A 22517-nucleotide genomic window follows, 5' to 3' on the forward strand; every position below is an offset into this window, starting at 1 on the left:
GGACTATATACAATTGCAAAAGCCCTTGTAAATGGACAATCCATTTACAAGGGCTTTTATTAGTTTATGATGAAGTTTTTGCCGTGACTAATTTCTCTACAACTTGCAGGGCTTGATCAAAATCAGCTATCAAGTCATCGACATGCTCGAGTCCAACCGAGAAGCGAAGTAGACCATCCGTAATACCACGTTTTTCCCGTTCAGCTTTAGGCATCGCAGCGTGGGACATTTGTGCTGGATAAGAAAGAATAGATTCAACGCCGCCTAGGCTAACCGCGAAAACTGGGATTTTGACGTTTTCCACAAATGCTTGGGCTGTCTCTCTATTCGGCAAACGGAAGGACAGCACCGCGCCTGCACTTGTTGACTGTTTAGCATGGATAGCATGTCCTGGGTGACTTGCTAAACCAGGGTAAAACACTTCTTCAACTAGTGCATGTTCATCCAAATAGGTTGCAATTTTAGCCGCAGAGGCAGTTGACTGCGTGAAGCGAGCACCTAATGTTTTGATGCCTTGAATAAGTGCGTAGGAATCCTGTGCACCTAAAATAGCGCCGAAAGAATTTTGGATGAATGCTAAACGATTGCCAAGCTCTTCGTCCTTTGTCACAGCTAGCCCCGCAATAATATCACTATGTCCTGATAAAAACTTGGTTGCACTATGCAGAACAATATCGACACCAAGATCGAGTGGACGCTGATAAAGCGGCGACATGAATGTATTATCAAGGAATGTTAAGCAATCATGCGCTTTGGCAATATTGACCACTGCTTCAATATCCGTAATACCAAGACGTGGATTGGACGGTGTTTCGATGTAAACCAATTTCGTATTCGGTTGGATTGCTTGTTTGACTGCTTCTAAATCGCCCAAGTCTACAAAGGTATGGTCAATCCGGAATTTCGTTAACACCTCGGTAACAAAACGAAATGTTCCGCCGTAAACATCTTCAGTGATGACAATATGATCATCAGAAGATAACAGCATGAAAGCGGAAGAAATAGCGGCAATGCCAGAAGCAAATGCCAACCCCCTTGCACCGCCTTCTAATGCTGCAATTGTTTTTTCTAAAGCATCCCTTGTTGGATTTCCCGAACGGCTGTAATCATAAGGCCCAAACTTACCAAAGCTTTCTTGATGGAAAGTAGATGATAAGTAAATCGGAACGTTGACCGCACCTGTTTTTTGCTCGAAATCACCACGCGTCGATGCGTGGATAATTGTTGTTTCTAAGCGTTCTTTACTTGAACTCATAGCTGTGGCACCTCACTTTTTAATGTCGCAAAAACTTGCTTCAAATCGGCAATTAAGTCATCTGCATCCTCTACCCCAACCGAAAAACGTAAAAGCTTTTCATCGACACCCCGGCGTAGCCGTTCTTCCAGTGGGATATCTGCATGGGTTTGTGTTGTAGGGTAGGTAATGAAACTCTCAACGCCACCAAGGCTTTCTGCAAATGTAATTAGTTTCAGGTTTTGCAGGAACGAATCGACCCATTCACTTTCTTGCAGTCGGAATGACAGCATACCGCCTTTTCCTGGATAGAGCACGTCTTGAACAAGTGGCTCATTTTGTAAGTAATCTACAATAATTTTCGCATTGGCATCATGCTGTTTCATGCGCAAGTGAAGTGTCTTTAACCCACGGACGATTAACCACGAATCGAAAGGCGAGAGCACAGCGCCAATCGCGTTATGATTAGTACCAAGTTTCGTACAAAGCTCTTCACCTTTTGCCACAACCAACCCGGCAAGCACATCATTATGGCCCCCGATGTATTTCGTCGCACTATGTAGGACGATATCGGCACCGAGCTCAATAGGTCTCTGGAGATATGGTGTGTAAAATGTGTTATCGACAATGAGCAACAAATCATGCTTCTTAGCAAGTTCTGCAAATTGAGCAATATCAATTTCCTGCATCAACGGATTAGTTGGTGTTTCGATAAAAAGAGCTTTTGTCTTCCCTGTAATCAATTTCTCGGTCTCTTTGACATCTGTAAAGTCTGTGTACGACGTCGTAATTCCATAGACATCTGCATAATAGTCGAGCAAACGGTACGTTCCACCGTAAATATCTTCTGGTCCAATCAATTCATCGCCTGAACGAAACAGAGATAGTACTAATTGAATCGCAGCCATTCCCGAACTACAGGCATAGCCAGCATCTCCGCCTTCCAAGTTAGCAATCCCTTCTTCTAAGATGGAACGCGTTGGATTTTTTGTCCGAGAGTAGTCATAGCCAGTCGATTGACCGAGTCCATCGTGCTTGTAGGCTGTCGATAAATAAATCGGTGGATTCACGGCACCCGTTTTTGGGTCACTGTTATTTCCTAATTGTACAAGTCGCGTATCAAAACTGCTGTTTGTCATTTTCATCATCCTTTTTAATTGAAATAGTCTTATATAAAATACGCCTTGGCGTATTTTCGCCCAGAATTTCATCGAGCTTGCTCGATAAACTCCTTTGGAAATTCTGTGGCATCCTCCGGAGGATTTAATTTTATTCGGTGGGCTTTCCGAATAAAATTAAAAAGGCCCTCTAGTAGAAGAGGGCCCTCAAAAATATGAAGTCAATCTTCTCATCTGCAAGACGAACTGCGTCTAGTAGGAATTAGCACCATACCCCGAAATAGGCTGGTTGCTGAGACATCGCCGGGCCACTCCCTCCGTCTCTCTTGATAAGAATACAATATGAAGTTATTAGAAAAGATTAATTTATCCAACTCTATCATGTTATGAAAAGAAAGACAAGGGCGTATTTTTAGTTTCTTCCTCTCAACATCTGCATACGCTGATTAAATAATGTTGGGTAGGATAAAAAGCCAAGCAAGATACTCGTCACGGCGGCGGTCGTCAGTAATAGGAAGATAATGAGCAATTGGAACTGGACTGCCTGGACAGGATCTGCCCCCGCAATAATTTGTCCACTCATCATACCGGGTAGTTGAACTAGGCCGATTGTTTTCTGACTTTCAATCGTCGGAATCATACTTGCTTTAATCGACTGAAGAAGCTGTCGATGAATCGCTTGTTTTGGGGTGCCGCCGAGTGACAGGATCAGCTCTGTTTCGTCGCGATGTGCTTCCACTTCTGCTATAAATCGGTTGAGAAAGAGAATCGACAGCACCATCGAGTTACCAATCATCATGCCGCTGATGGAAATGATATATTGTGCGGTTGGCGGGACAATCCGGAAGCCGAGTAAAATACTTTGGGTCAACACTTCAATGGCGATTAACGTCACGGCGATTTTCCATGTAATACCTTCAATTGACTTCCCTTTTTTGCGCGCATTGTGTGTCGCGGCACCAATCATTAACGCTACCATTAGTAGTATATAAATCAGATTTTCGGAATCGAATACGAGTTTTAGTACATAGCCGACTGCAAGCAATTGAACGATGGAACGAATCGTCGCAATGATTGTATCTTTTTCCAACCCTAAGTGAAGTGTTTTTGAGAGCAGTAAAGGGATAGCAACAAAAATAAGTGTGATGGCTAAAGTTGCGTAACTCATCGACGGTCCCCCTGCACAAATTGCTGTACTAATGCATTCGTCGATGATTTCAATAAGTCGCTATTGCCTGTCTCGATGACCTCGCCGTCCATCATCACCCAGGTAAAATCCCCAATCGAGATGGCCTGTTCTAGATTATGCGTGATCCAGATAATCGTTGTATCGTATTTATGGTTGATATTGACGATTAATTGCTCAATTTCATACAATGAATTCCGGTCCAGTGCGGATGTAATCTCATCTAATAAAAGGATTTCAGATTGGTTGACGAGTGTACGGGCAATGGATACTTTTTGACGCTGTCCTCCGGATAAATCATCCGTCTTCCTATATAAAAAAGATTTCTCCAATCCGACATTATCTAAAATTCGGATAGCATCCTGTTCAGCTAATTTTTTGCCTTGAAGTTCGAGTGGCAATGCCAAATTGTGAAAGACGCTCCCTTTGATCATTGGGGCGCTTTGCAGTGCGATTCCGACTTGGCGGCGTAGCTTGATCGGGTCATAGGTAGAAATGGGTTTTGTGTGAATGAAAATATCTCCTGAAGTGGGAGATATCAAACCATTGCACAGTTTAAGCAGCGTCGTTTTCCCGGCGCCGGAAGGGCCAACAAGCGTTGTTATTTTTCCTTTTGGAAAGGAACCGGTAATCTTCTTTAAAATATGTATATCGTCAATCGAATAATTGACCTCATGAAAGTGAATGGCAGGTTTATCTGAATTTGACATGTAATTCTCCTTTATTACTTACTATATAAGTTGAATTAATTATTCTCCAGCTAATTGAAGTGAAGCCATGCATGCGGAAAACGTCTGCTCGTCGGATTATTTAATTCAATGTATATAGTAAATAAAGAAAAAAGACAAGGGATTATAAATCTACCTTGTCTTTTTTATTGATAGGTTCCTTATCTGTGACGTCGAGAATATCCAGCAGGAACACAAACACTGGAATCCCGATAATCAATCCCCAAACGCCAAAGAAGTTTTGCGAAAAAATGAGCACGATGAATGTATAAAAAACAGGTAAATCTGTTTTCGAAGACATCAGCTTCGGGTTTAAAATATACGCTTCAATCGCATGAATGATCATAATCGCCACCATCAAGTAAATGACAGTTAAGTATCCGCCAATCGTAAAACCAATGATGGTAAGAGGGACCAGAGAAATAATGACCCCTGCAACAGGGATAAGCCCTAAGAAGAAAATCATAATGGCCAATCCGATAATTTGTGGGAATCCAAGTATCATCAAAACAATGACTGATAAAACTGTATTCACGAGTGCAATAATGAACTGAGCTTCTATTACTTTCCCAAATGTACGCGAAAACTTTTTCCCGAAGAATTCAATTTCATAATAGAACGGGGCAATTTTACTATTTTTAAACTTGTTCGTGAATTCAATTAAACTTGGCTTTTCAAGAAGGAAAAACAAGCTTAAAATCAAAGCAATTAATACTTGTACACTCGTTTTACTAATATCTGTGAAGGACTTCAGTAAAAATGAAAATCCGTTTTCTAAATAGGCAGTTATTTTTTCGCTTGAGATTATAGATTCGATAAAACTAAGTAGCGGATTGTTATGTGTTGCTATAGAAAAGCTTGTAATTTGCTTAATAAGCTGGCTGATTTCCGTTGAAATAAGAGGTAAGTATTTAACAAGGCCGATTGTCAGAATACCAACAATCGTTGTATAGAGCAGTATGACGAGTAGTTTACGATTTAATCGGACGCGTCCGATTGTAAATTCAACAAGTCGATTCATTAAAAACGAAAAAATGAAAGTTAATAAGATTAAATTCATCATACTTCTTACGCTGAAAAGAATGAAAATGATTAAAGCAAAAATAATGACTCGTTTGACTCCTTTTTTTTTGAATAATTCTGTTATCGCATCCATATAAAACAGTGCCCCTCATGTCCGATTTTTTATGTGAAAAATACATCGTAGTTCCTTTTCTAATAGTATCCACTTGTCTGATAAAGATTACAAGCGAGAACTCTTTTATCTTCATTCAGCAGAAGACTCCCACCTCCAAGGTGGCGAGATAAATGCGGTTTGGTTTACTTGTTAGGCGGGTGTTCAAACGCCTGCTGAACGGGGAGGAATGAAGTGCAATTCCTCCTTGATAAATCCTTCCCCGATGTCACAGATTTTTAGAGGAGCTTAAGAAGGCAACCTAAGTACGCCGCGTCCTGCGGCAACGGTTGCATGACCCACGTCCTGTAGGCCCCGAGCTCGAAAAAAATCTGGACGCAATTACGCCAAGGCGTAATTGATTTGTCTATCGTACTTCATTTTGCACTTAAAAGTGTATAGTTATACTATAAACATTAAAGAGAATAGAAGGAGTTAGGGAATGGCTGAACAAATTGAGCTAATGATTATCGATGATTTGATTCAAGAGATTGTTCAAGGAAACTATCGAGCCAATGACCAATTTCCATCGGAAAATGAGCTTGCCGATCATTACGGAGTGCCGAGAATAAAAGTGCGGAATGCTTTTTTGAAGTTGGAGGACATGGGTTATCTTTATTCAAAGCAAGGGAAGGGACGTTTTTTAAAGCCGAAACAGCGCCAGATTGAATTGCATTTGACCGGAAGCTCAAGTTTTAGTGAGAAAATGAAACAGGCTAACTATGAGCTGGAAACTCAAAATCTTGGTTGTGAAAAAATTGCCTATGATCCAAAAATCTATATGAACTTGAATGTGCAGCAGGATGATGAAGTTTTTAAGATTTCTCGATTGCGAATCATCGATGGGGTACCGATCGCCCTTCATATTTCATATGTGGCGAAAAGTGTCTTCTCGCAGATTGAATACGATGGGGCCTGTATTGAGTCTATGTTTGCCTATTATGCAGAGCAGGGGTATAGCGATTTTATGAGCAGCAAAAGTCATGTCAAAATTTCATTTCCTACTAATGTTGAACGTTCCCTTCTCGATTGTGCACGACTGGTACCACTATTTATCCTAGAGAGTGATTGCATCGATGCCAAACAACATAATGTTCTTGAATATACAAAAATCATCTACTGCAGTGACTCGTTTACCTATGTCATTGCAGCTGAGTAAATCGAAAAGTCCTTGTCAATTCATTTGACGAAGGCTTTTTTTGTTAACGCGTATTTACATTCTTTAATAAACCCTTAACACTATCTGACTTGGCAACAAGTTAACATGGGTTTGTGAAGGAGTGAGAGTATGAATCGACGTAGACGGACGAAAATTCTCATTGATGGCTCGCGGCATTTTGCAAGAGAACGCGTGCATGAAATTGAGAGTGCTTATACTATCCATGTTTTAGCTGAACCACATCATGCGTTAACGATGATCAAGATGAGGGAAACAGCTAAGAAAACTCTTTTTTACCTTGGCGAGGTGCTTGTCACTGAAACAAAGGTACAAATCAATCAGTCATTCGGAGTCGGCATCGTTGTAGGGGATGAAGAAGAGTTATCCTATTGGTTAGCAGTCATCGATGCAGCGTACGAAGCGAATTTGGCCGAAACAAAAAAATGGACAGCGCTTTTTGAAGAGGAAGAACAACGCATCCGTGAAAATAAATTAACACAAGAAGCATCTCTCTTAAAAACAAAGGTGAATTTTGAAATGATGGACCTTTAACTTAATTTTACAGAAGTCTCCCACTCCTGTAAGTGGGCGCATTACGCAGGGTTAATGGAATAGTTATCCATAGTTAGGAGTGAAATGATGGTTATTGACGTAGTGCATAATACACAAGAGGTTTTTCGCACAATTCTCCACTGTATGTCGAGACCTGGAACGATTAAAAATATAGACGGCATAGGGAGCCGAATGGAGCAGTTGGAAAAGTGCCATCACGCAACGTTTCTTAGTGTAATGACCTTATTAGATGCAGAAGTAAGCTTTCATATAATCGGTGGAAATGCGGCTGTACTGGAAGAATTGTTTACAGCCTATACGTTGTCTACAGCAACTGACCTGGGCCAGGCTGATTATATATTTATACTACAAGATGCACAGCCACAAATGATACATGAGGTCTTCAGACGAGCTAAAAAGGGGACTTTAATGAATCCTCAGCAATCCGCAACAATCATTATGGAGACGAAAAAGCTGTCAAATGACCCTCTTCTTACGATAAGAGGGCCAGGAATTGAGACGATGGAAAACGTACACATTGCTGAAAGTGAGTTGTGGAGGTTTGAAAGAGCAGAGGCCAACCAGGAATATCCGCTTGGTGTGGATATGATTTTGATCGACTGTCAAAGCAATATGATGTGTTTACCGAGAACAACAAAGTTTCAAGATTGTGAGGTGTCATAAGTGGCTTATGTCGCGGTTAAAGGTGGAACAGAGGCGATTGAAGCTTCGATTCAACGGCTGACGTTTGAACGGATTCGCTCTCAGGAACTATTGGAGATTAAGACAATTATGGCGACGATGCGAGGAATGGTCGATCAGGTGATGTCTGAAAGCAGTTTGTACTCAGAATTTTTAGCAGCTCTTGCTATTAAACAATCGGAGGCGAATATGGAGGAAGCTGTTTTTCTTTTGCGCGCACATCGCTCCACGTTGCCAAGGCTCTATTATACAAGGGTTGTTGAGACGGACACGATGGCAGTAGAGCGTAGAATATCAGCGAGTTTCAAGGATATTCCTGGCGGACAAATTTTAGGCGCATCCTATGATTATACACATCGTTTAATGGACTTTGATTTGATAGATGAATCGAAATCCGTAATGAAAGTATGGCTTGAACAATTTAAGAATGATGAAAAATCAGCTTCAGAGTCGTCTGATTTAACAGCATTGCCAAAAGTAGTCGATTATCTTCGACAAGAAAAATTGTTTGTTGAAGTGGAAGATGATGACACTGAACCGATTGATGTGACGAAACAAAGCATTCAATTTCCAACGACACGCGGTGAAAGACTCCAAGTGTTGACAAGAGGACAAACGGGTGCTGTTACGTCGCTCGGTTATGCAGCTATTCGGGGATATGGCGCAGTCCATCCAACAGTTGGAGAACTGCGTGTCGGCAAGTTGCCTTTAACAATTAGCTATCCGACAGACCCAACAGATGATATTGACAATGATTATTATATCGGTGAAATAAAGGTGACGGAAGTAGAGGCGTTCGTCCCGATTTCCACTCAAAAAGAAAATAATGTAGAAGAAATTGAGTTTGAGATAGGTTATGGAATTTGCTATGGACAGAACGAAACAAAGGCAATCGCTATGAGTATTTTAGATCAGAGCTTGGAGCTAGGCAGTGGGGTTCACCCAACCCAGGATGAGGAATTTGTTCTGTTGCATATCGATTCAGTCGAGTCGAGCGGGTTTATCTCTCATTTGAAATTACCGCATTACGTTACGTTTCAATCCAAGCTTGATAGTATGCGAAAAATAAGAAAAGCGTAGGGCGCCGCTTAGATGCGACAGGCATAAGACGGATTGGCTATTAAGGAACACAGTCTAAGAGCGCCGCGTCCTGCGGCAACAAAGAGGGATGCAGTTCAATCCCTCTCCACTGTGTAACTCACATCCTGTGAGCCTCCGAGCATCTGGCGCCCGGAGACTAGACAGAAAAAGGAGTCTGAAAAATAATGCAGTTGCAAACTCATTTCGCTTTATTTGACGAAGGTTCAAAAAAAGAAATACGCAGAGCCATTTTAAAAGCGGTCGCTATTCCAGGTTACCAAGTGCCATTTGCATCAAGAGAAATGCCGATTGCACGCGGTTGGGGAACGGGTGGACTTCAAATTACATTGTCGATTATCGGCAAACAAGATGTGCTGAAAGTCATCGACCAAGGTTCCGATGAATCGGTTAATGCAGTGAATATTAAGAAACTCGTCAACAAAACGACGGGAGTTGAGACGACAATTGAAACGAGTGAAGCAACGATTATCCAATCAAGGCACCGAATACCTGAAGTACCGCTAACCGAAAAACAAATTATGGTGCTGCAAGTTCCAATTCCCGAACCGTTGCGTTGGGTGGAGCCGAGTGAATTTAAAACGAAAAAGTTGCATGCTGAAAATGATTATAGTGGAGCATGGTTACTATTGTTTGAGCAAATTATGAAGTACGGAAAAACAGTTACAAATGCGGATCACCCTGTATTCGTACATGACCGTTATGTCATGGCACCGAGTCCGATTCCGCGTTTCGATAATACGAAGATGCATCAATCGGAAGCATTGATATTACTCGGAGCTGGGCGAGAAAAGAAGATTTATGCAGTGCCGCCATATACAAACGTGAATTCTTTGGCATTTGAAGATCATCCATTTGAAGTGGAATCGTTCGATGGAAAGCATTGTCACTTATGTCATGCGGCAACTGTTTTTATGGATGAATTGATCAACCAGGAAACAGGTGAGTCTTATTACCAATGTAATGACACGAGCTATTGTCTTGCCAAGTTGAATGAACAGGAACACATGCCGGAGGTGGTAATTGAACATGCAAGATAACCCCATCTTACAAGTAAAAAACCTGACAAAGCAATATGGTCCAGGGTGTTCGATTTGTACGAACGCCAACGAGGAAGTGCTAGAGAAAAATTATTGCCCGCATTGTCGAACAGTCTATGCTTGCCGAGACATTTCATTTGATGTTTATAAAGGTGAAATTCTTGGCATTGTTGGTGAAAGTGGAAGCGGGAAATCGACAATGATGAAATGTCTCTATTTCGATGAAAGTGTAACGAGTGGGGAAGGGTATATGCGTCCTTATCAAGGTGGGGTGACAAATGTATTTGAACAGTCATCCCAACAACAACGTTTTATCCGAAATACGATTCTCGGCATGGTGTATCAAAATCCGATGCTTGGACTAAAAATGGATTTTTCCTCTGTTGGTAATATTGCTGAAAAACTGATTGCAGCTGGCGATCGTAGCGTACATCGAATGGAAGCAAGAAGTAAAGAACTGCTTGAACATGTTCATATACCACTTGCGCGTATGAAGGATGAACCCAAAAAGTTTTCAGGTGGGATGCAGCAGCGTGTGCAAATTGCAAAAGCATTGTCCAATAATCCCCCTATTCTCTTATTGGACGAAGTGACGACGGGACTCGATTTGTCTGTACAAGCAAGCGTTTTAGATTTGATTAAGAAAATTCAGCGAGAACTTGGCATCAGTATGGTTATTGTCTCTCATGATCTTGCCGTCATTCGGATGCTAGCCAATCGTACGATTGTCATGCTCAATGGGAAGATTATCGAACAAGGCTTGACGGATCAGATTTTAGAAGATCCTCAACACGCCTATACGCAACAGCTTGTCTATTCTTTAATTTAATGGAGTGATCATGTGTACGTACTGACAAACGGCCAACTTATTATGGAAGATCAAATTCTGCATCATCATGCTGTCGTTCTAGAAAATGACCGTATCCTAGCAATCATCCCTGAGAAAGAAGTTGCAGCACTTCGTGATTACACAATCATCGATGCACAGGGCGGCTATATTTCTCCGGGATTCGTGGACATCCATTCTGATTATATTGAGGGGATTATATCTCCAAGGCCTACAAGTTTAATGGATTTCAATATGGGCATTCGAGAAGCAGAAAGAATTCTAATCAGTCATGGGATTACAACTATGTTCCATTCTCTATCCATCTATAAAGATGATGGATTTTCACATAAACAGATTCGCAATCCGCAAAACGTCAACCGGCTTATTGACGCCATCAATGAAACACATACAAGTGAGCATTTGATTCGCAACAGGATGCATGCGCGGTTTGAAATTGACAATATTGAGGCGGTAGACCGTTTTATACAAAACATTGAGGAAGGGAAAGTCCATCTCATATCCTTTATGGATCACACGCCAGGACAAGGGCAATACAGAAACTTGGAAATCTATCGCGAAACATTAAAAGGTTTCCGTTCTATGTCGAATGCAGAAGCGGATGTACTCATAGCTGAAAGCATTCATAAAGAGAAAATTACGCTGGATCAAATCAAAGAAATCGCCAAAATCGCAATCGATAACAATATTGCGGTCGCTTCGCATGATGACGATGAAGTTGAGAAGCTATCGTTAGTCAGTAGTTATGGAACAACAATAAGTGAGTTCCCAACGACGATAGAGGTTGCACGTAAAGCAAAAGAAATGGGGTTGTGGACAATCGCTGGGGCACCGAATGTGTTGTTAGGCGGCTCCCATTCTGGGAATCTATCGGCTGCTGAGGCAATTGAGGAACGGACAATTGATATTTTGTGTAGCGATTACTATCCTGCAGCTTTACTGCATTCTATTTTCAAACTAAGCGATGACTATGGGCAAGATCTTCATGAAATGTTTCAGCTTGTCACGTTGAATCCTGCAAAAGCTGTGCGAATCGATGATGAAATCGGCTCCATTAAAGCAGGGAAAAAAGCGGATATTATCATTATCGAGAAGATGGATGATGGCTTTCCGGTTGTAACGGCCTCCATTGTAGACGGGAAATTAATAACAAGGACGATGTATCGATGAAAATGACAGAAGTATTATTATCCAAAGAGCCTACAATTCATGATTATGTACAGTTGAAAAATACCCATCTTGGCGAATTTACTGAGATTGGACTGTACAATTTTATAGAAAACTCGGTAGTGGACGATTACTCGTATTCAGGTCAGTTTTGTTTCATCCAAAATGCACGAATTGGAAAGTTCTCCAATATTGCAGCAATGGTGCGAATTGGTCCGACCGATCATCCGTACGAAAGACCATCTCTCCATCATTTTACGTATCGTCAGAAAATGTATGGTTTTAGTGACCATGATGACCAGCCTTTTTTTGAGCACAGGGAAAGCCAAATTGCAACAATCGGACACGACACATGGATTGGTCATGGGGCCATTATTCAGTCAGGCGTGACAGTCGGAGATGGCGCAATTGTTGGTAGCGGAGCAATCGTTACGAAAGATGTGCCTCCATATGCAATCGTTGTCGGTGTTCCAGCAAAAATTATCAAATACCGTTTTTCCGAGGAAACGATTGAGGCGCTGCAACGCATCCAGTGGTGGGATTGGCCTTATGAAACAATAAAAGAGCGTGTGGATGACTTCCAGCATGATATTGAGAAGTTTGTAGAAAAGTTTGATGACAGGGGGAAATCGGATGTCGCAGCTACTGGAAGTTAAGGAATTGAGTAAGTCTTTTACAATTCATCATTTAAATAAAAGTATGCAGGCTGTTCGGAACATTGAGTTCTCCCTGAATGAAGGTCAGTTCATAGGCATTGTCGGTAAGAGCGGCAGTGGAAAATCGACCATTTTAAAAAGCATTTATCGAACATATTTACCGGAGAAAGGATCTATTTTGTATAGCTCTGAAAAGTTTGGACTCGTCGATTTAGCGCAGCTATCTGAAAGAGATGTGTACTATTTGCGCAAGCATGAGATTGGCTATGTCTCACAGTTTTTGAATGTCATGCCACGAACGACGGCGCGTGAACTTGTGGAACAGTCCGTTATTGAAATGGGAAAGTCGCAAGAAGAGGCGCGTCAGGCCGCTATAGAAGCGCTGGCACATTTCGAATTGGATCCTGAGCTGTGGGATAGTTACCCGAATACATTTTCAGGTGGGCAGAAATTACGCTTAAATATTGCGTGTGCAATTGTGAAAAAGCCACGTTTATTACTGTTGGATGAGCCGACAGCAAGCTTGGACGACGCTTCCAAGTTGAAAGTCCGTGAAATGCTTGAACGATTAAAAATGGATGGAACAACACTGATTGGGATTTTTCATGACTTGGAGTTCATGGATGGATTATGTGACAAAGTGTATGATTTGCAGGGTAAAAAGGTCATTTGAAAAGGAAGGGATTCACATGAAGGCTGACTTACATGTTCACTCTCATTATTCAGATGGGTCCTCCTCAGTGGGGGAGTTGATGGAAATGGCTTCAAAGAGGGGCATCACCCATTTAAGCCTAGTAGATCACGATACAATCGATGGCATTCAAGCTGCTCAACTAGAAGGGGAGAAACATGGCATTACAATTGTCCCTGGCATTGAAATTTCTGCCTATGATTTTACAAGGAATCGGAAAGTGCATATTCTCGGCTATCTGTTTGATGAAGAAGCAACACATATTCAGGCACTGTGCAATCCGTTGTTAAAAAGAAGACATGAAAATTCCCTTTGGCAAATTGAACAACTACAAAAAAATAACTATGACATTCGGTTTGAAGATGTTGCGAAAAAAGCGATGACGTCAGGCACTATTTACAAACAACATATTATGCATTGCTTACTCGATCATCATTTTACAACGCCGCTTTATCAAGAACTTTATCGAACACTATTTAAAGGACAGGGTATTTGTGCAAGGGATATCGAATATGTGGATGCAGTTGCAGCAGTCAAAGCCATCAAAGCGGACAATGGTTATGCTGTGCTTGCTCACCCTGGGCAACTCGATTCATATGATTTGATTCCAGAGCTTGTGAAAAATGGACTTGATGGTCTTGAACGTGACCATTTTGACCATTCAACAGAAGATAGAAAAAGAGTGGAGCAGTTTGCAGATGAGTATGGCCTATTTTTAACAGGTGGAAGCGATTTTCATGGAGATTATGGCAAGCCGATTATGATGGGGGATCTTGTCAGTCCCACTGAACTTCTTGAAGCTGTTCTCGCAAAATGAATATAAAGATTATGTGAAGATACTGTAAATAATAGGATTTTAAAACTTAGTTATGTTCAAATAGTAAGTGTAGATGATTTTGACGAAAGGATGGGTGTGTAAAATGTGAAGAGCCATACATCTTCAGAATGAATCACCTGGGCTAAGAAAACCATCAACTAAACTACTCAATCAAAAGGAGAAAATCATGAAAAAAAACCTATTATCATTTCTAACAATTCTTTTCCTTGTGACAGTTTTGGCAGCTTGCTCTTCAAGTAGTGCGAATTCGAATGATCAATTGACGATGGTTTGGTATCCAAATGAGTCTGGAAATGATTTGAAATCGGCTCGTGATGAAATTGGGAAAGTAATTGAAGAGGTTACAGGTAAAAAAGTAGAGCATAAATTGACAACGGATTATGCTGTTGCAATTGAAACGATTGCCAATGGCAACGCTCAACTTGCATTCATGGGAGCACAAGGATATATCGAAGCAAAAAATAAAAATAATAGCATTGAGCCCCTCATTGTACCGAGCGGTAAATCAGGTACGATTGATGATGCGGTTTACTATAGTTGGTTAGCTGTGAAAAAAGCAGATGCAGAAAATTATAAAGCGAGCGGTGAATTCGCGATTGACAATATCGTCGATTCCAAATTCTCGTTTGTATCAAGTAGTTCGACATCAGGATTTAAAGTACCGTCTAGTGATATCGTTTCGTATTTCACGAAAGAGGATAAATGGAAAGATTTGACGGCGGAAGATTTAATGGAAGGTGGACCATTTTTTAAAGAAGTATTATATGGCGACTCACACCAAGGATCAGCAGTTAACTTGTTAAGCGGACGCGCAGATGTAGCTGCATTTTGTGATACATGTGTTGGCAATTATATTGAAATTGCCGAAGGGGAAGCAAACAAAAAAGGTTCTATCTATAAAGTGAAAGCTGACGCTGCCGAGCCATTCAATACTGTCCCTGGAGAAGAATTTACATTGATCAATGTGACGCCGGTATTAAATGCACCGTTTGCTGCAAATAAGGATAGCTTAAGCGACGAAGATTTCAAGAAAATTCAAGAGCTATTGACTTCTGATGACATTTCAAACAATGAAAAGATTTTTGTTCCTGCAGATTCTGAAGCATCTGGCCTTTTCACAAAATCAGCAGATGAAAAGTTCGTAATCGTAGAGGATTCTTGGTTTAATCCAATTCGTGAACTGTCGAAATAAGTAGATAGTTGATAGAAAAGCATGTACCAGAATGTATCCAATTTCTTGGTACATGCTTTATTAATGAGGAATGAAGTCCAATTCCTCATTAATAAAGCCTCCGGCGGATGTCACAGATTTTGAAAGGAGTCAATCGAGCAAGCTCGATTCAAAATCTGGACGCAATTACGCCAAGGCGTAATTGATTCTTTATAATTAACTGCCAAATATCGATACAAGGAGTTTTTAAAAATGGCTTTGTTACAAGTTCAAAATCTCTCCAAACGATATGAAAAGGATAAGCGAGTTTTATCGGAAATTAATATGGAAGTGAATGAAGGCGAGTTTGTCTCCATTATCGGTCCATCCGGTGCTGGGAAGTCTACGTTTCTCCGATGCATTAATCGGATGATTGATACATCGGAGGGAGAAATTCATTTTGACGATGTCAATGTCATGGCATTATCAAAAAAAGAATTGCGCAAACATCGAACAAAAATCGGGATGATTTTCCAACATTATAATTTAGTGTCCCGCTTAACGGTCATTGAAAATGTATTGCACGGCCGATTTGGCTATAAATCGACACTCCAAGGTGTTTTGGGTCGTTTTACGGAGGAAGAAAAATTACAGGCATTTAGCCTGCTCAAAAAGCTTGGGATGGAAGAACATGCTTATAAAAGATGTGACCAATTGAGTGGGGGACAGAAACAGCGTGTGGGTATTGCACGAGCGCTGATTCAGTCACCGAAACTACTACTATGTGATGAACCTATCGCCTCACTAGATCCCAATGCCTCCAAGGTGATTATGGATCATTTACAAACAATCTCCAAAGAGCTGAATATCACTTGTATTGTCAATCTACATCAAGTGGATGTGGCAAAAAAGTATTCAGATCGGATTATTGGATTGAATAATGGTCAGGTCGTATACGATGGAACCTCCAAAGAGTTGACAACGGCTGCCATTCACACAATTTATGGATCCGAAGCTGGAGATCTCATTATGGAGTAGGAGGCAAGTTTGTGGATATTACGATTTTCAAAAAAAAGAAACAGCGTATGACTATTTTCTTTGTCATTGTTATCGGAATTACACTAATCTCGGCAAGGATTACGGATTTCAACTTTGTACACGGTATACAAACGTTGCCGAAAGCCTTTAGTTGGATTGTGTCGAACCTATTTATCACTGAACAGTCGCTGACAAAAATGCCTTCCATTATGGATAAATTAATAGAAACTATTTTTCTTTCTATTACGGCGACAACAACCGCCAGTGTATTGGCTTTACTATTGGCATTAATGGGATCGAACACAACGAAGATTAATCATTTTTTCGGATCATTGAGTAGAATCATTGCATCTGTTTATCGTAATATACCAATCGTTGCATGGGCGCTAATTCTACTTTTATCATTCGGTCAAAGTGCGTTGACGGGGTATTTTGCTTTGTTTCTGGCGACGTTCGGCTTTTTGACTCGGGCGTTCATTGAAACGATCGATGAAACGAGTAGCAGTTCAGTAGAGGCGTTGCGTGCAACTGGAGCGACTTATTTCCAAGTGGTGGCGAAAGCGGTCATTCCAGAGTGCTTCCCGCAGATGATCAGTTGGGTGTTGTATATGATTGAAACGAATATTAGAAGCTCAACACTCGTTGGTATTTTGACAGGAACGGGGATTGGGTTTGCGTTCGATCTGTATTATAAAAGTATGAATTATAACGTCGTTGCCCTGATTACAATCAGTATTGTCATAGTAGTCATTGGGATCGAGCTCCTATCCAATTATGTGAGGAGGATTATTTTGTAATGACCGTAGCTAAAAGTGACCTGATTTTTGATTTGAAGAGAAATCATGCAGGGAAAATTAAAATTAAAGCTTGGAATAAGGCACAGGTAGTGACGATGGGCACGTTTGTCATGCTTCTGATTTTAACAGTCTATGGATTTCTGACTTTCGATTACAAAGAACTTTCATTAATTGAAGCTATACCAGCAACGCTTCATAATTTGAAAGTCATGTTTTTACAGCCCGTACTCAGTCATTTTTCTTTAGGAGAGGCTGTTTTTCAAATAAGCTTAACGATAGGACTAGCTGTTTTATCGACCATTCTGGGTGCTGTACTCTCTTTGGTTATCGCTCTGTTCGCTGCTAAAAATTTATCGACGAAGGCTGTTTCAAATACGATTATCGTAGTGGTAGCATTTGTTCGTGCAGTGCCAACAGTATTATGGGTATTGATTTTTGCGATTGCCGCTGGACTTGGAAGCGAGGCAGCAATCATTGGCATGATTCTGCATACCGTAGCGTTTTTAGTAAAAGCATATGCGGAGTCATTTGAGGAATTAGACGATGGTATTTTGGAGGCGTTGCGAGCAAGTGGCGCGAATTGGTGGCATATTGTCACGCATGCCGTGATTCCTTCCACAGCCTCGTCCTTATTGTCTTGGACGTTTTTACGTTTTGAAACAAATTTCACGGTAGCAGTTGCAATGGGAGCTGCTGCAGGGGCGGGTGGAATTGGTTTTGAATTGTTCATGGCTTCAGGTTTTTACTTTGACCTGCGTGAAGTTGGGTTTATTACGTACGTGATATTGTTGGTGGCAATTGGACTCGAATTATTATCTACTCGATTGAAAACTCGCTATTTGAGCAGTTCGTCTGTGAAATAATGGGAGGAATTTGGTTAGGGGGAATGACTGATGGAGAAAAAAGTTGTCTTTTTTGACTTAGACGGAACATTGCTGAATGAAAATAAGGTCGTATTGGAGTCATCGAAAAAAGCAATTCGCGCTTTGCAGGACAAGGGTATCTACACGGCGATTTCGACAGGGCGTTCGCCTCTAATGTTTGATTGGCTTCTTGAAGAGCTGAATATCTCTTCCTACGTGTCGATGAATGGGCAGCATGTTATTTTTGAAGGGGAAGAAATTTATGCGAATCCAATGGATCCTGACATGATTCATGATTTGTCGACAATCGCCCAAAGAAACGGAGATGGACTCGCATATTCTAATCATCAAATGATAAAAGTAAATGCAGAGATGCACCCATTTATCTATCCGAGCTATGAAGGTTTGCGACTCGATTATCCATTGGTGGAAATGGACTTTTATAAACACTCGCCTGTATATCAAGTCCAGCTCTATTGTGAACGTAAGGATACGCAAATGTATATACAGCGCTACGCAGATTATACGTTCATTGATTGGGGAGATTATGGATCCGACGTACTGCCGAAGGGATCCTCTAAAGCGGTAGGTGTTCAAAAAATGCTGGAAAAGTTAGGGGTTCAGAAAGAGAATAGTTATGCCTTTGGCGATGGAACAAACGATTTTGAAATGCTGGCTTTTGTGGGAACGGGAATTGCGATGGAAAATGCAGTTCCAGAGCTAAAAGCGCAAGCTGATTTTGTGACAACTTCCTGTTCTGAAGATGGTATTTTAAACGGTTTGGTTAGTGTAGGCTTGTTGGAATCAAATATCTTCGAGAATGCATATAGTTAACCGTATCCACGAGCTTTTTTGAATGAATGCAAAGTGATAAATAACAATGAACCAGTCATCATCCATTGGATTAATGGATGATGACTGGTGTTTATCAATCGCGCCTCAGCGTGATTGCGTCCAGATTTTGAATTGCGCTTGCGCAATTAACTCCTTTCAAAATCTGTGACATCCGCCGGAGGCTTAACTTGATTCAGCAGGGGCTTGGACCTCCTCTGAATTTGAATACATATTTAACATTCATCCTACCACTTATGGAAGTGGAGAACTTATGCTGAAACAAGTTAAAAGATTCACGAGAATGTAACTATTGGAATGTGAAAAGTGCTAGATTTACAGGGAAAATATACTATAATAAGAGAAAAGAGAGAAGGAGAGATTTATGATGAAGAGACAAAAAAGTATCATCATTCCGGAAAACCCTATTTCTAGCTTTTTATTCAGTGATACGCGTTCTGCAGTTATTTGGTTATTTATAAGACTTTATGTCGGTTATGCATGGTTGACGGCAGGTTGGGGCAAAGTGCGAAGTGATGCGTGGACTGGTGAAAACGCAGGGGCTGCCATCAAAGGTTTTGTCTCAGGTGCAATTGCTAAGTCCCAAGAGGGCGGCGATGTGTCTAGCTGGTTTGCAACATTTTTAGAAAACGCCGTACTGCCGAATGCGAAAGTGTTTGGGTTTGTAGTCGCTTATGGTGAATTATTAGTAGGTTTAGGATTAATAGTAGGTTTATTAACAGGGATTGCAGCGTTTTTCGGTGCATTGATGAATGTCAGTTTCCTACTAGCTGGAACATTAAGTACAAATCCAATTTTGTTCATTTTGGCAACTTGGTTAGTACTCGCTTGGAAAGTGGCAGGCTGGTATGGTCTTGACCGCTTTGCGCTACCAAAACTAGGAACACCTTGGAAGAAGCCCAGTAGATAGTAGATAATAATTATAGGATTCGTCTCATCTCATTGAGGCGAATCCTATTTTAATGTTTTCTATATATGTTGAATTTATGATTGTGACATAATCCCCTAGCGCCGAGCGGATTTAGTAGGATTCTTTAGTTCAACTTATATAGTGCATTAAAAATGTCGTTTCATGTTATATCACATCGAAATTGGGGTAAATGGTGTATACTATTTATTACCTAAAGTAATCGGAAGAAGGAGATTAACATGAGTTCAAAATATGCAGATGACAGCTTAGCTTTACATACGGATCTTTATCAAATCAATATGGCGGAATCGTACTGGGCAGATGGTATCGGTAATCGGAAATCAGTGTTCGAATTATTTTTCAGAAGTTTACCGTTTGGCAATGGTTACGCGGTATTTGCGGGGCTTGAAAGAGTCCTCGATTTTTTGCGGAATCTTCATTTCAGCGATAGTGATTTGGCGTATTTAAAGGATGAGCTCGGCTATGAAGAGGACTTTATTGGTTATTTGAAAGAACTACGTTTCACAGGTGATGTCTATTCGATGGTAGAAGGGGAATTGGTTTTTGCGAACGAGCCCATCATGAGGATAGAAGCACCACTTATCCAAGCACAGCTTATTGAAACAGCACTTTTAAACATTGTTAATTATCAAACACTCATTGCAACAAAAGCGAGTCGTATTAAACAAGTCGTGAAGGATGAAGTGGTCATGGAATTTGGGACACGTCGTGCACATGAAATGGATGCAGCAATTTGGGGTGCACGTGCGACTATTATTGGTGGTATTGAAGCAACAAGCAATGTTCGTGCAGGGAAAAGATTCGATATTCCTGTATCGGGGACACACGCGCATTCTATGGTACAAGCTTATAAAAGTGAATATGAGGCGTTTCATACCTACGCGAAGCGCCATAAGGACTGTGTTTTCTTGGTCGACACGTATAATACGCTGAAAATTGGGATTCCTACAGCGATTCAAGTCGCGAAGGAATTAGGCGATCAAATCAATTTCATCGGTATACGTTTGGACAGTGGCGATATTTCATTTTTATCAAAGGAAGCTCGTCGTATGTTGGATGAAGCAGGATTTACAGATGCAAAAATAGTTGTTTCAAATGATTTGGATGAATATACTATTTTGAATTTGAAAGCGCAGGGAGCAAGGGTGGATGTCTGGGGAATTGGTACGAAGTTGATTACAGCTTATGACCAGCCAGCACTTGGCGCGGTGTATAAGATTGTTTCTATAGAAGATGAAGCAGGTGAAATGGTGGATACCATCAAGATTTCATCGACAACAGAAAAGGTTACTACACCAGGACGGAAGAATTTGTATCGCATCATTGACTTGGAAAATGGTAAGGCTGAAGGGGATTACATTACGATGTACGATGAAGATCCTACGTCTGAAAAGCGATTGAAAATGTTCCACCCTGTTCATACATTCATCTCGAAGTTTGTGACGAATTTCGAAGCGAAAAACCTACATGTGAAGGTAGTCGAAAATGGGGGTATCATCTACGAAAATCCATCGCTGTTACAAATGCGTGACTATGCGCAAGAGAACTTGAATTTATTGTGGGATGAATATAAACGTTCGTTGAATCCAGAAGAATATCCGGTGGATTTAAGTCAGAAATGTTGGGATAACAAAATGCGTAATATCCAGGAAGTTCAGGAAATGGTAGAGGATTTTCTGGATAAGTGAGGGGGTAGGACAATGGAAACACTACAAGAAAAGATTATCGCTGAGTTGAAGGCACAACCCGTCATTGACCCTCAAGAAGAAATTCGTAAGTCCATTGACTTTTTAAAAGCTTATGCTAGAAAGAATACTTTTTTAAACGGGTTTGTTCTTGGGATTTCAGGTGGGCAGGATTCGACATTGGTTGGCAAGCTGGCTCAGTTAGCTGTCGATGAGTTGAATGACGAGGTAGGAGCCAATCATTATAAATTCATTGGGATTCGATTGCCTTATGGTATTCAGTTTGATGAGGAAGATTGTCAAGATGCCCTTGATTTTATAGAGCCAACATTGGTCTATACGGTCAATATAAAGGAAGCTGTTGATGCGAGTGAGCGCACGCTAATGGCTGCGGGTGTGAAGTTGACGGATTATTCTAAGGGGAATGAAAAGGCGCGGGAACGGATGAAAGTGCAATATTCTGTTGCGGCGATGCATAATTGCGTGGTGCTGGGAACGGATCATGCGGCGGAGGCGATTACCGGATTTTATACGAAATTCGGGGATGGCGGCGCTGATTTAATGCCGATTGCTAGATTGAACAAAAGGCAAGGGAGGCAGTTGCTGAGTGAGCTTGATTGTCCAGCGCATCTCTATATGAAGGTGCCGACTGCAGATCTTGAAGAAGAGAAACCAGCGTTATCAGATGAGGTGGCTCTTGGTGTTACGTATGATTTAATCGATGATTATCTGGAGGGAAAAGAGATTCCAACAGAGCCGCGTGAGAAATTGGAAAACTATTTTTTACGCTCACAACATAAACGTCATATGCCGATTACGATTTTTGATGATTTTTGGCGCTGAAATAACAAAAGGGCTCCTGTTAGGGGTCCTTTTAATTTTCCGGAGGATGTCACAAAATTTGGGCACAATTACGCCAAGGCGTAATTGATTTGGAATTTGCTTAAGTTGTATGGGAAACGGTTATCCTGTATTATGAAATTATGTTTTGTTAATTTTCGGATAAGGTGA

General features: G+C 41.0%; 23 protein-coding genes and 1 riboswitch. Of the genes, 18 read left to right on the forward strand and 5 right to left on the reverse strand.

Annotated features, from left to right (window positions below):
* Window positions 1-64 precede the first annotated feature (64 nt).
* The 5 genes from metC to N1I80_RS02975 form a co-directional block, all read right to left on the reverse strand.
* On the reverse strand, window positions 65-1255 hold the full coding sequence (gene metC, locus N1I80_RS02955) for a cystathionine beta-lyase (protein ID WP_340736473.1): 1191 nt from the start codon (window positions 1253-1255) through the stop codon (window positions 65-67).
* A complete protein-coding gene (locus tag N1I80_RS02960; RefSeq protein ID WP_340736474.1) occupies window positions 1252-2373 on the reverse strand; it encodes a methionine biosynthesis PLP-dependent protein in 1122 nt (373 codons plus the stop codon). The genes metC and N1I80_RS02960 overlap by 4 nt, the downstream gene beginning before the upstream one ends.
* Before the next feature lie 206 nt (window positions 2374-2579).
* A riboswitch (SAM riboswitch) is annotated at window positions 2580-2688 on the reverse strand.
* A 76-nt stretch (window positions 2689-2764) separates the two neighbouring features.
* Window positions 2765-3520: an ABC transporter permease gene (locus N1I80_RS02965; RefSeq protein ID WP_340736475.1), complete on the reverse strand. Its 756-nt coding sequence runs from the start codon at window positions 3518-3520 to the stop codon at window positions 2765-2767.
* A complete protein-coding gene (locus N1I80_RS02970) occupies window positions 3517-4248 on the reverse strand; it encodes an ABC transporter ATP-binding protein (RefSeq protein ID WP_340736476.1) in 732 nt (243 codons plus the stop codon). The genes N1I80_RS02965 and N1I80_RS02970 overlap by 4 nt, the downstream gene beginning before the upstream one ends.
* Before the next feature lie 142 nt (window positions 4249-4390).
* Complete coding sequence (locus tag N1I80_RS02975; protein ID WP_340736477.1) at window positions 4391-5422, reverse strand: AI-2E family transporter; 1032 nt, start codon at window positions 5420-5422, stop codon at window positions 4391-4393.
* A gap of 460 nt (window positions 5423-5882) precedes the next feature.
* Here N1I80_RS02975 and N1I80_RS02980 point away from each other — a divergent pair, with 460 nt between their 5' ends.
* From N1I80_RS02980 to nadE, 18 genes are all read left to right on the forward strand, one after another.
* Window positions 5883-6599, forward strand: a complete 717-nt coding sequence (locus tag N1I80_RS02980) for a GntR family transcriptional regulator (protein WP_340736478.1) — start codon at window positions 5883-5885, stop codon at window positions 6597-6599.
* Between the two features lie 129 nt (window positions 6600-6728).
* Window positions 6729-7151, forward strand: coding sequence for a phosphonate C-P lyase system protein PhnG (gene phnG / locus N1I80_RS02985; RefSeq protein WP_340736479.1), 423 nt, complete (start codon window positions 6729-6731; stop codon window positions 7149-7151).
* Window positions 7152-7238: 87 nt separating this feature from the next.
* Window positions 7239-7835 (forward strand): phosphonate C-P lyase system protein PhnH, encoded by a 597-nt coding sequence (phnH, locus tag N1I80_RS02990; RefSeq protein WP_340736480.1) that lies wholly within the window; start codon window positions 7239-7241, stop codon window positions 7833-7835.
* Complete coding sequence (locus tag N1I80_RS02995) at window positions 7836-8933, forward strand: carbon-phosphorus lyase complex subunit PhnI (protein ID WP_340736481.1); 1098 nt, start codon at window positions 7836-7838, stop codon at window positions 8931-8933.
* A gap of 185 nt (window positions 8934-9118) precedes the next feature.
* A complete protein-coding gene (locus N1I80_RS03000; RefSeq protein ID WP_340736482.1) occupies window positions 9119-9991 on the forward strand; it encodes an alpha-D-ribose 1-methylphosphonate 5-phosphate C-P-lyase PhnJ in 873 nt (290 codons plus the stop codon).
* On the forward strand, window positions 9981-10820 hold the full coding sequence (locus tag N1I80_RS03005) for an ATP-binding cassette domain-containing protein (RefSeq protein ID WP_340739954.1): 840 nt from the start codon (window positions 9981-9983) through the stop codon (window positions 10818-10820). The genes N1I80_RS03000 and N1I80_RS03005 overlap by 11 nt, the downstream gene beginning before the upstream one ends.
* A gap of 12 nt (window positions 10821-10832) precedes the next feature.
* Window positions 10833-12008, forward strand: coding sequence for a phosphonate metabolism protein PhnM (gene phnM, locus N1I80_RS03010; protein ID WP_340736483.1), 1176 nt, complete (start codon window positions 10833-10835; stop codon window positions 12006-12008).
* Window positions 12005-12661 carry a DapH/DapD/GlmU-related protein gene (locus N1I80_RS03015; protein ID WP_340736484.1) on the forward strand — a complete coding sequence of 219 codons (657 nt, stop codon included), beginning with the start codon at window positions 12005-12007 and terminating at the stop codon, window positions 12659-12661. The genes phnM and N1I80_RS03015 overlap by 4 nt, the downstream gene beginning before the upstream one ends.
* Window positions 12639-13334 carry a phosphonate C-P lyase system protein PhnL gene (locus N1I80_RS03020; RefSeq protein WP_340736485.1) on the forward strand — a complete coding sequence of 232 codons (696 nt, stop codon included), beginning with the start codon at window positions 12639-12641 and terminating at the stop codon, window positions 13332-13334. The genes N1I80_RS03015 and N1I80_RS03020 overlap by 23 nt, the downstream gene beginning before the upstream one ends.
* A gap of 16 nt (window positions 13335-13350) precedes the next feature.
* Window positions 13351-14169, forward strand: a complete 819-nt coding sequence (locus tag N1I80_RS03025) for a PHP domain-containing protein (protein ID WP_340736486.1) — start codon at window positions 13351-13353, stop codon at window positions 14167-14169.
* Window positions 14170-14356: 187 nt separating this feature from the next.
* Window positions 14357-15382 (forward strand): PhnD/SsuA/transferrin family substrate-binding protein, encoded by a 1026-nt coding sequence (locus N1I80_RS03030; protein ID WP_340736487.1) that lies wholly within the window; start codon window positions 14357-14359, stop codon window positions 15380-15382.
* 231 nt (window positions 15383-15613) lie between these two features.
* A complete protein-coding gene (gene phnC / locus N1I80_RS03035; RefSeq protein WP_340736488.1) occupies window positions 15614-16378 on the forward strand; it encodes a phosphonate ABC transporter ATP-binding protein in 765 nt (254 codons plus the stop codon).
* Window positions 16379-16389: 11 nt separating this feature from the next.
* Window positions 16390-17175, forward strand: a complete 786-nt coding sequence (locus N1I80_RS03040; protein ID WP_340736489.1) for a PhnE/PtxC family ABC transporter permease — start codon at window positions 16390-16392, stop codon at window positions 17173-17175.
* Window positions 17175-18038, forward strand: coding sequence for an ABC transporter permease subunit (locus N1I80_RS03045; RefSeq protein ID WP_340736490.1), 864 nt, complete (start codon window positions 17175-17177; stop codon window positions 18036-18038). Before N1I80_RS03040 ends, N1I80_RS03045 begins: the two co-directional genes overlap by 1 nt.
* Window positions 18039-18068: 30 nt before the next feature.
* Window positions 18069-18872: a Cof-type HAD-IIB family hydrolase gene (locus tag N1I80_RS03050; protein WP_340736491.1), complete on the forward strand. Its 804-nt coding sequence runs from the start codon at window positions 18069-18071 to the stop codon at window positions 18870-18872.
* Between the two features lie 382 nt (window positions 18873-19254).
* Window positions 19255-19800 carry a DoxX family protein gene (locus N1I80_RS03055; protein WP_340736492.1) on the forward strand — a complete coding sequence of 182 codons (546 nt, stop codon included), beginning with the start codon at window positions 19255-19257 and terminating at the stop codon, window positions 19798-19800.
* Window positions 19801-20039: 239 nt separating this feature from the next.
* Window positions 20040-21509, forward strand: a complete 1470-nt coding sequence (locus tag N1I80_RS03060) for a nicotinate phosphoribosyltransferase (RefSeq protein ID WP_340736493.1) — start codon at window positions 20040-20042, stop codon at window positions 21507-21509.
* A 12-nt stretch (window positions 21510-21521) separates the two neighbouring features.
* The gene (gene nadE, locus N1I80_RS03065) at window positions 21522-22349 is read left to right on the forward strand and encodes an ammonia-dependent NAD(+) synthetase (protein ID WP_340736494.1); all 828 of its coding nucleotides are present in this window, start codon (window positions 21522-21524) and stop codon (window positions 22347-22349) included.
* Window positions 22350-22517 lie beyond the last annotated feature (168 nt).

It is taken from the genome of Sporosarcina sp. FSL K6-3457 (assembly GCF_038007285.1).
In the GTDB taxonomy this organism is placed as follows: Bacteria; Bacillota; Bacilli; order Bacillales_A; family Planococcaceae; genus Sporosarcina.